The 9,465-nt window shown below is 57.7% G+C and carries 10 protein-coding genes and 1 pseudogene; 4 read left to right on the top strand and 7 right to left on the bottom strand.

Translation table 11 applies throughout. The features are described 5' to 3' along the window. From AB7E14_RS15230 to arnF, 4 genes and pseudogenes are all read left to right on the top strand, one after another. Nucleotides 1–197: pseudogene (locus AB7E14_RS15230) on the top strand (4-deoxy-4-formamido-L-arabinose-phosphoundecaprenol deformylase); the annotation flags it as partial. After that, nucleotides 194–1,849 (top strand): lipid IV(A) 4-amino-4-deoxy-L-arabinosyltransferase, encoded by a 1,656-nt coding sequence (gene arnT / locus AB7E14_RS15225; protein ID WP_316962475.1) that lies wholly within the window; start codon nucleotides 194–196, stop codon nucleotides 1,847–1,849. The pseudogene AB7E14_RS15230 and the gene arnT, both read left to right, overlap by 4 nt. After that, complete coding sequence (gene arnE, locus AB7E14_RS15220) at nucleotides 1,846–2,181, top strand: 4-amino-4-deoxy-L-arabinose-phosphoundecaprenol flippase subunit ArnE (protein WP_058586865.1); 336 nt, start codon at nucleotides 1,846–1,848, stop codon at nucleotides 2,179–2,181. Before arnT ends, arnE begins: the two co-directional genes overlap by 4 nt. Then, nucleotides 2,181–2,567 carry a 4-amino-4-deoxy-L-arabinose-phosphoundecaprenol flippase subunit ArnF gene (gene arnF, locus AB7E14_RS15215; RefSeq protein WP_316962474.1) on the top strand — a complete coding sequence of 129 codons (387 nt, stop codon included), beginning with the start codon at nucleotides 2,181–2,183 and terminating at the stop codon, nucleotides 2,565–2,567. The genes arnE and arnF overlap by 1 nt, the downstream gene beginning before the upstream one ends. Nucleotides 2,568–2,570: 3 nt before the next feature. Here the strand turns inward: arnF and pmrD are convergent, their stop codons facing one another. The 7 genes from pmrD to menF form a co-directional block, all read right to left on the bottom strand. Then, nucleotides 2,571–2,834, bottom strand: a complete 264-nt coding sequence (pmrD, locus tag AB7E14_RS15210) for a signal transduction protein PmrD (protein WP_044258528.1) — start codon at nucleotides 2,832–2,834, stop codon at nucleotides 2,571–2,573. Nucleotides 2,835–2,932: 98 nt separating this feature from the next. Continuing rightward, complete coding sequence (gene menE / locus AB7E14_RS15205; protein WP_316962473.1) at nucleotides 2,933–4,303, bottom strand: o-succinylbenzoate--CoA ligase; 1,371 nt, start codon at nucleotides 4,301–4,303, stop codon at nucleotides 2,933–2,935. Continuing rightward, a complete protein-coding gene (menC, locus tag AB7E14_RS15200) occupies nucleotides 4,300–5,262 on the bottom strand; it encodes an o-succinylbenzoate synthase (protein ID WP_428169647.1) in 963 nt (320 codons plus the stop codon). The genes menE and menC overlap by 4 nt, the downstream gene beginning before the upstream one ends. Continuing rightward, the gene (gene menB, locus AB7E14_RS15195; RefSeq protein WP_044258523.1) at nucleotides 5,262–6,119 is read right to left on the bottom strand and encodes a 1,4-dihydroxy-2-naphthoyl-CoA synthase; all 858 of its coding nucleotides are present in this window, start codon (nucleotides 6,117–6,119) and stop codon (nucleotides 5,262–5,264) included. Before menB ends, menC begins: the two co-directional genes overlap by 1 nt. A 14-nt stretch (nucleotides 6,120–6,133) precedes the next feature. After that, entirely contained in the window at nucleotides 6,134–6,892 is a 759-nt protein-coding gene (gene menH / locus AB7E14_RS15190) for a 2-succinyl-6-hydroxy-2,4-cyclohexadiene-1-carboxylate synthase (protein ID WP_054175973.1), read from the bottom strand. Next, nucleotides 6,889–8,559, bottom strand: a complete 1,671-nt coding sequence (gene menD / locus AB7E14_RS15185; RefSeq protein WP_316962472.1) for a 2-succinyl-5-enolpyruvyl-6-hydroxy-3-cyclohexene-1-carboxylic-acid synthase — start codon at nucleotides 8,557–8,559, stop codon at nucleotides 6,889–6,891. The genes menH and menD overlap by 4 nt, the downstream gene beginning before the upstream one ends. 84 nt (nucleotides 8,560–8,643) lie before the next feature. Continuing rightward, on the bottom strand, nucleotides 8,644–9,465 hold an 822-nt coding region (gene menF / locus AB7E14_RS15180; RefSeq protein WP_428169646.1), incomplete at its 5' end, for an isochorismate synthase MenF.

The following is a 9,465-nucleotide window of genomic DNA, read 5'->3' as shown; positions in this document are numbered from 1 at the left end:
TCGAAGGCGGTGCCTGGCACAGCCAGTTTGAGGAACTGCTCCAGCGTGCGGCCGATGCGGGCATCACCTTCTGCCCACTTGGCGATCTCCTGCCTGAGGATCGCAACACCTTGCCGCCGGGAGAGATTATTCGCGGTCACATCGCGGGAAGAGAAGGATGGTTAGGCTGCCAGCAAGCAATGAGTGTCATACGATGAAAAACACCCGTTATTATCAGATACTGGCCGCGCTAATCGCGTTCTGGTACATCATCCCCATCAACCTGCGTCTGTTGTGGCAACCTGATGAAACGCGCTATGCCGAGATCAGTCGTGAAATGCTGGCCTCCGGCGACTGGCTTGTTCCTCATTTTCTTGGCGTCCGTTACTTTGAAAAACCCATTGCCGGGTACTGGATCAACAGCATCGGGCAGGGGTTGTTTGGTGCGAACAATTTCGGCGTTCGCGCGGGCGCCATTTTTGCGACGCTGATCACCACCGTGCTGGTGGCATGGCTTGCCATGCGCCTATGGCGCGATACGCGTACCGCCCTGCTGTCAGCCATCATCTTCCTGTCGTTGTTTATTGTCTACGGGATTGGCACCTATGCGGTGCTCGATCCGCTGATTGCGCTCTGGCTAATGGCGGGACTATGCTGCTTCTGGCAGGCGATGCAGGCCACCACCTGGCAAGGGAAAAGTGCAGGATTCCTGCTGCTGGGCGTCACCTGCGGGATGGGCGTGATGACCAAGGGTTTTCTGGCGCTTGCGGTACCGGTGCTCAGCGTTCTGCCGTGGGTCGCCGCGCAGAAACGCTGGAAAGATCTGTTCCTCTTTGGCGGATTAGCGGTCATCAGTTGTGTCGTCGTCATTCTGCCGTGGGGACTGGCAATTGCCCAACGTGAACCCGATTTCTGGCACTACTTTTTCTGGGTCGAACACATCCAGCGTTTCGCGATGGATGACGCCCAGCACAAAGCGCCGTTTTGGTACTATCTGCCGGTGCTGATCGCCGGAAGCCTGCCGTGGCTTGCGCTGCTTCCCGGAGCCTTAAAGACCGGCTGGCAGACGCGAGATGAATCGCGCAGCGCATTCTATCTGCTCGGTTGGATCGTAATGCCGCTGGCGTTTTTCAGCATCGCGAAAGGCAAATTACCGACCTATATTCTGTCCTGTTTCGCCCCGCTCGCCATACTGATGGCGAGATACGGATTGAACGCAGCGGAAAAGGGCTTTGCCGCGCTGCGCATCAACGGCTGGATCAATATTCTGTTCGGCGTCATCGGGATTATCGCTACGCTGGTTGTCTCGCCGTGGGGACCGCTGAAATCGCCGGTCTGGATGCACATTGAGGTGTATAAGGTTTTCTGCACGCTGGGGATGTTTGCTCTGTGGACTTTTTTCGGCTGGTATACGCTGACTAACACCGAAAAGAGCTGGATTTATGCCGCGCTGTGTCCCGTGGCGCTGGCGCTGTTGTTTGGTTTTTCTGTGCCCGATCGGGTCATGGAATCCAAACAGCCACAGTTTTTTGTCGAGATGACCCGGGAAAACCTGGCGCCAAGCCGCTACATTCTTACCGACAGCGTAGGCGTCGCCGCCGGGCTGGCCTGGAGCCTGAAGCGCGACGACATTTTAATGTATGGGCAAACCGGCGAGTTGAAATATGGCCTTAACTATCCCGATGCTAAAGGCCGGTTCATTCGCTACGGCGATTTTGCGGACTGGCTCAGCCAGCACCGTCAGGAGGGGATCATTACGCTCGTGCTCACTATCGCGAAGGATGAAGACATCAACCGCCTTGCCATTCCCCCTGCTGACAGTATCGATAATCAGGGGCGTCTGGTGCTGATTCAGTATCGTCCCAAATGATCTGGCTGGTATTAGTACTGGCCAGCCTGCTTAGCGTTGCAGGGCAGTTATGCCAGAAACAGGCGACGCTCCGCGTGCCGACCCGCGCGCGAAGACGCCATATTGCCCTGTGGCTGGGGCTGGCGCTCGCCTGCCTTGGCCTGGCGATGATCCTGTGGTTGTTGGTATTGCAGAACATTCCCGTGGGTATCGCTTACCCGATGCTCAGTCTCAACTTTGTCTGGGTCACATTGCTGGCATGGAAAATCTGGCGTGAACCGGTGGCGCTTCGTCACTGGCTGGGCATCGTCTTGATCATCAGCGGTATTTTTATTCTGGGGAGTGCGGCGTAATGGGATTACTCTGGGGACTGTGCAGCGTGATCATCACGTCCGTCGCGCAACTGGGCCTGAGCTTTGCGATGGCAAACCTGCCGCCGATGACACAGTGGCAGACGTTTATCCCGGTACTGTTCTCCCTTCATACCGGTACGTTCGTGCTATGCACCAGTTTAGTGGGCTATCTGCTGTCGGTTTTCTGCTGGCATAACGCGCTACATCACCTCGCGCTGAGCAAGGCTTACGCGCTGCTCAGCCTGAGTTATGTGCTGGTGTGGGTGGCGTCGATAATCTTACCCGGCTGGCAGGGCACGTTTTCTCTGAAAGCGCTGCTGGGCGTACTGTGTATCATGGCCGGACTGATGTTCATTTTTCTGCCCGCATCGCGGAAAACGCGCTGACGTTTATTTGTTCCCCAACAACGTCTTCAGGCGCTCCCACTCGTCGCAGGTATAATTTCTGGCATCCAGAATCTTCACCGTCCGCCCGCTGTCACGGTTGACGGAATACAGCGCATCCTTCTGCGGAGAAAGGATATCACCGGCATTCACCACAATGTCAGACTGGACTTCAGCGATCATTTTCAGTGAACCGCCGGCATCACTTAACACTAATGCATGCTTCCCTGACCTTTTGTCATAGCACGACTTCTTCACCTGCCACTCCATTGCATACCTTTACGTATCGGGAACTTTAACATTACGTTACACAGTAGCAGATAAACAAAGTGGCAATGGGCATCAATTGGTAAAACTGCGAAGTGAAATTAATGTTTTCCTAATGTTTCATTCACCCAATCAACGACGGCACGCCGGGATATCTTGATCCCCCCATTTTTCAGTTCGGCAGGCAGAGAAAGCCAATGTACCGGCTGCTGGAAACGTGCCAGTTTGTCTTTCACCCATTCGTTAAGTTCTTTCTCTGCGACGTCTGTGTCACATTCCACCACCGCCACCGGTCGATGACCAAATTCGGCGTCCTCGATCGGCACGATAAACGCCTGCAGCACGTGAGGATGTGTAACAATGACCCGTTCCACCTCTTCGGGTTGTATCCCCTCTCCGCCGCTAAAAAAGAGATTATCCAGACGTCCGGCGATGGTCAGTTTTCCGCCATTCAGCACGCCGCGATCGCGTGTGGCAAACCAGCCTTCATCGTTAACCAGAGAAACCAGTTTACCGTCTCGCCAGTAGCCTTCCGCCATACTGGCCGCCCGCAGCCAGACTTCATCATTTACGATTCTGACTTCTCGTCCCGGTAAAGGCATACCGACATCAGCCAGACCGTCCGCCTCTTTTGCACATACCGTTGAGGCAAATTCCGTCAGGCCGTATCCGCACCAGCAGCGAATACCCTGCGCGCGTGCCTGCTCGGTTAACGCCACCGGGATCGCCGCGCCACCCAGCAAAACGGCTTTCAGCGTCACCGGCGTCTGGTTCACCAGCAGTCGCCAGAGTTGCGTTGGCACCAGCGAAGCATGGGTGCATCCGGCCAGCATCTGTTCCAGCGGCTGTTTTTCCCGTACCGTCATCCGCGCCCCGGCCACTAACCAGCGCCACAAAATCCCCTGTCCGGAGACATGAAACAACGGCAGAGAGAGCAGCCAGTCGTCCTCTGTTGCCAGCGGCATCAGAGACAGCACACCGTCAGCACTGGCAATATGCGCCTGACAGGTATGAACTGCCGCTTTCGGTAGACCGGTCGAACCGGAGGTCAGCGTCATGGAACACAGACGCTGCGGCTGCCAGTCGACGGCATGCTGCCCGTTCGCGTTCAGGCAGTTCAGCGGGATCAGAAAGGGAAAGCGGTTTTCTCCCTCCAGGTCCAGCGCAAACTGCAGCGTGAGATCGGGCAGCAATGTTGCCAGCAAGGCGTGAGGAAGCTGTGGATTGACCGGCAGGATCCGTGCACCGCACTGCAACAGCGCCAGCCATGCCAGCAGTGTCTGCGGATGATTCCAGGCGCGCAGCATAACGCCGCAGCCTTCGGTAACCCCCTGTGCGGCAAAACCGCTCGCCAGGGCATCAATACGCGTACAGAGCGTGCGCCAGCTTAGCACCTCATCATTCAGGCGTATGGCTGGCGCGTCTCCCTGAACCTGCCGCCAGTATCGCCACGGCCAGTCAGGAAAGGTCATCGCAGGCGTTCCAGGGCTGATTCTTCAATACAGGGCAACATGCTGCCCGGCCAGCGACGAATCTGCTGCGCCTGCATCAGGCTCAGCGTATCCAGTCCCGGAATGGTGTCTGGCGTCAGCCACGCGGCAATGCGCGCCAGTTGGGTCAGACCCAGGCTCGACTCGATGGATGAACTGATCACCGCCGTCAGCCCCAGCGCATGCGCGGCCTGTACCTGCTCACGCACTTTTTCCAGCGACCCGGTCAGCGTCGGTTTGATCACCACTGCACGTACGCCCTCTTCTGCTTCAAAGACAAAATCCGCCTCACGCAGGCTTTCGTCCCAGGCGATAGCAATCCCGGTTTCACGGGCAAAGGCTCGCGAGTCGTCGCGCGTTTTGCACGGTTCTTCGAGGAAAGCGATGCGGTTACGGTAGTCCGGGTTCACGTACTTCGCGAACTGCTGCGCCTTCAACGGCGTCCAGGCGCGGTTGGCATCCAGCCGCAGCCGCAATTCCGGGATCGCCTCCAGCAGCAGGTTGACCACCATGCCGTCGCGAACCGCTTCGTACAGTCCGACCTTCACCTTCGCGACTTTTTCGCCGGGCATGTCCGCCAGTTGCTGCACCAGATCGTCCGGGTCCCCGGTACACAGCGGCGCCGCCCGATAGTCTGCGGCTTCAGGCAGCGTTCCGGCTATTTCCGCCAGTGCACAACTGACGCCAAAGGCCACAGAAGGCATGTCAGGCAATGCATCTTCTCCCTGCAGCCAGCCGTCAACCCAGGCCAGCAGCGCAACCTGCGCCTCTTCCTGGGTTTCCTGACTGAATCCCGGCAGTGGGGAGATCTCTCCCCATCCCTGACGCTCGCCGTCGTGCAGGCGAACATACAGCCCGTCACGCGTTTTTAACCGCCTGTCGCGCAGAACCACCCCCGCGTCCATGGGGATCTGCCAGCGGTATACCTGCGCGCTACGCATTACGGATTCCGTTTGAATTTGCTGAAATCAGGCTGACGTTTCTGGTTGAAGGCGTTACGGCCTTCCTGACCTTCTTCCGTCATGTAGAACAGCATGGTGGCGTTACCCGCCAGCTCCTGCAAACCGGCCTGACCATCACAGTCGGCGTTCAGCGCCGCTTTCAGGCAACGCAGCGCCATCGGGCTGTTTTGCAGCATTTCACGACACCAGCGCACGGTCTCTTTTTCGAGTTCGGCCAATGGGACAACGGTGTTCACCAGCCCCATATCCAGCGCCTGTTTGGCATCGTACTGACGGCACAGGAACCAGATTTCACGCGCTTTCTTCTGCCCCACGATCCGCGCCATGTAAGACGCCCCCCAGCCGCCGTCAAAGGAGCCGACTTTCGGGCCGGTCTGCCCGAAGATGGCATTTTCCGCCGCAATCGTCAGGTCGCACATCATATGCAGCACGTGACCACCGCCAATGGAATAACCCGCCACCATCGCCACGACCGGCTTCGGACAGGTACGGATCTGGCGCTGGAAATCCAGCACGTTCAGGTGATGCACACCAGAGTCATCCTGATAGCCGCCGTAGTCGCCGCGAACCTTCTGGTCGCCGCCGGCACAAAAGGCTTTATCGCCTGCGCCAGTCAGAATAATCACGCCCACGTTATCGTCGTAACGGGCATCCGCCATCGCCTGAATCATCTCTTTGACGGTCAGAGGACGGAATGCGTTGCGCACCTGCGGACGATTAATGGTGATTTTTGCGATACCGTCGGTCGATTTCTCATAGCGAATGTCGGTGTAGCCTTCCGAGCAATCGTGCCATTCTACCGGTGCGTAAAGCATTGTTTCATCAGGATAGATCATAGTGTGTCCTTTAGTCAGAGACGCAGAATCTGAGCCAGACAGTCCACCACGCCTGCGGGATTTTCCCGGTGCGCATTGTGTCCGGCGTTACGAATCACATGGCGGGTCGCCGCTAATTCCGTCGCCAGGGCGCAGAATTTGCTGTCACGTTCACCACATAAATAATAAAACGGAAAGGCGCGCGCGGTGAGCGCAGCGCGTAAATCAGGCTGGACCGCCAGCGAAGTGGCTTCCAGCATTGCCGCCAGCGTTTCGCCGTTATTCTGGCTACGCAGCGCGACCAGCGCTTCTCGTTGCCGCGCGTTCAGCGAAGCAAAAACCGGCTGCTGATACCAGTCAGTAAACACCTCTGTCAGCGCGTCATGGCGAAAACGTTCCGCCCAGTGATGGTCAGAATCCCGGCGCGCGTCGCGTTCGGCGTCGCTTTGCAGTCCCGGATGCCCGCCTTCAACCACCAGGCCGCAAAGCCCCGGCATTTCCTGACAGGCCGCCATCATCGCCACTCTGCCGCCGAGGGAATATCCCACCAGCCAGTATTTCAGTATGTTGTAACTAAGAAGGGTATCACGCAGCAAGCTGATCACATCGGTAAATCCGCTGACGCGGATCTCCGCCGATCCACCGTGACCAGGCAGATCGATGTACAAGCGTGAAAAGCCGGAAAGCCGCTCGCCGATCGGTTGCCATTCCTGGCTATCGCCGGAAAAACCGTGCAGGAAAACCAGCCAGGGTGAGTCTGACTGCGCGGCTTTTGCCTGCGCGTGCAGGATCATAATTGGCTCACCTGCGCCAGCAGCTGTTGTAGCGTCTGCGCGCCGTCGGTGTCGTTGACCACCAGTTCAATCACCGTGGTCGCAGGCATACGCCACGCGCCAGCCAGCGCCGCCTCCAGTTCATCCCAGCTTTCCGGGCGATGATACTTGAGGTTAAACATTGCAGCCGCGTGTTCAAAATGGACATTTTGCGGCATCAGGTAAAAGCGTTCACGTTCGCTCTGCGGCGTGGGCAGCAGCGAGAAAATCTGCCCGCCGTTATTGTTCACCACAATCAGTACGAACGGCGCGGAGACCTGCCGTAACAGGGCTAACGCATTGAGATCGTACAACGCCGATAAATCGCCCACGATCGCCAGCGTCGATTTCGCGCTGGCGCGCTGCACGCCCGCAGCGGTCGATAACAGACCATCAATACCACTTGCGCCGCGATTGCTGTAAACCGGGTAACCTGCCGGAAGCTGCGACAGCGCGTCAATCAGGCGTACCACCAGGCTGTTGCCGACAAAAAGCTGCCCCTGTTCAGGCAGATAGTCGCGAATGCGATGCGCCAGTTGCGCCTCGCCAAAAGTATCACGCCGCGCCGCCACGGCCTTCCAGGCCTGCTCCGCCAGACGCGGGATGTCTACACACCACGGTTGCCGTTTTTCCGCAGGATGCAGTTCCAGCCAGTCGCCGATTTTTGCCACCAGACGACGACCGCGATGATGCGCCGGATCCAGCCGCCCTTCGATATTATCGACAATCCAGTACTCCTCCGGCTCGCAGGTCGCCTGCCATTGCAGTAAGCGTTTTCCGGTCAGACTGCTGCCCAGCTGCACCACAATCTGTGCCTGCTGCAGTTCCGTCACCGCCTGCGGATTGCCGAGCCAAAGGTCGGCACAGGGAAGCGGCTGTCCGGTTTGCGACAGCACATCGCCAATCAGCGGCCAGCCCAACGTCTGCGCCCATTGCGCAACTTTCTTGCCCTCTTCTGCACTCATTCGCCCGGCAACGACAACACCGCGTTTTTGTCGCCAGAAGAACCAGTCGCGCTGTTTGTCGCTCTCCAGCCGACGCGCTTCGCGCAGCCAGGGTTTGTCATCCTGCCACCAGTCACCGAGACGCTGTTGCCAGGCCAGACCGGTATCGTCCATCTCGCCATATAACGGCTCGGCAAACGGACAGTTGATATGGACCGCGCCGGCATGCAGCGAGGCCAGCGCATTATCGATAGTCGACACCAGCCAACGGGCCGGAATGTCCTGCGTCGGGCGCGGAAGCGAAAGCGTTTGTGACGGGTGTGACGCAAACATGCCCGCCTGACGAATCGCCTGATTCGCGCCGCAGTCAATCAGTTCAGGAGGACGATCGGCCGTCAGAAGGATCAATTTTTCACCGGTCAGGCCCGCTTCAATCAGCGCCGGATAGAGGTTAGCGACCGCCGTACCGGAGGTCACGATCACGGCAACAGGCTGTTTACTCACCTTCGCCAGTCCCAGCGCCAGATGACCAAGACCACGCTCATCAAAATGCGTGTGGTGAATAAAAGCCGAATTTTCCGCCGCCGCCAGAGTGAGCGGCGTGGAACGAGAGCCAGGGGCAATGCAAACATGCCTGACGCCATGGCGAGTTAATGCTTCCAGAATGACCGCCGCCCAGCGTCGGTTAAATGCGCTTACTGACATGAGATTGTCCGGTATCAATATTGCGACTCAGTATAAAGAACGGAAAAAAGGGATTATTGATATGAGTCGGGAATATGTAACTCATTATCCATCCATCTGTAACAAAGATCGCAGACCAGCGGCTTTATTATCGATTTCCTGCCACTCCTGCTCAGGGTCTGACCCACGAACAATCCCCGCACCGGCATACAGCCGAACCACGTTACCGCTGATTTTCGCCGACCGCAGCGAAACACAAAATTCGCTTTGCTGTAAAGACAGATAGCCCGCCGACCCGGCGTACCATTCCCGCGCAAAAGGTTCACGCTGCTGAATAAATGCCCGTGCCCGTTCGCGTGGGATCCCGGCCACGGCTGCCGTGGGTTGCAACTGCAGTAAACAGAGCGTGTCATCCGCCTGATTCAGCGCCGTCCAGATGCAGCGTCGCAAATGCTGCACTTTTCGCAACCGCAGCACCTGCGGCGGCAAAACGTCCAGTGTATGCGTGTAGTCCTGCAGGCGCTGACAGATATCCTCGACCACCAGCATATTTTCGCGCTGATTTTTGTCGTCCTTCATCAGCCATTCGCCCAGTTGCCAGGCCTTATAATCATCCGGGTGATTTGCTACCGTCCCGGCGAGCGCCTCGGTACGGAGCGCGGTATCGCGACGTCGCCAGAGACGTTCCGGAGACGAACCCAGGAACGCACTCTGCGCAGAAAAAGCCATATAAAAATGGTAGCAGTTCAGGTTCAAACGGCGACTTGAAGCCATCACAGCAGCGGCATTCACCGGGCGAGAAAAGTGCAGATCGCTGGCGCGCGCCAGCACCACTTTAGCCAGTTCACCTTCGGCAATCGTCTGCGTGGCCTGCTCAATCAGAGTGATCCAGCCTGCTTTTTCGGGCCAGTGCTGTTCAGCGGTTTT

Origin of the sequence: Citrobacter sp., from assembly GCF_050252275.1 — a bacterium.
Classification (GTDB): domain Bacteria; phylum Pseudomonadota; class Gammaproteobacteria; order Enterobacterales; family Enterobacteriaceae; genus Citrobacter_A; species Citrobacter_A amalonaticus.
Note: the sequence above shows the minus strand (reverse complement) of the source record. Positions and strands in the feature narration are given on the sequence as shown.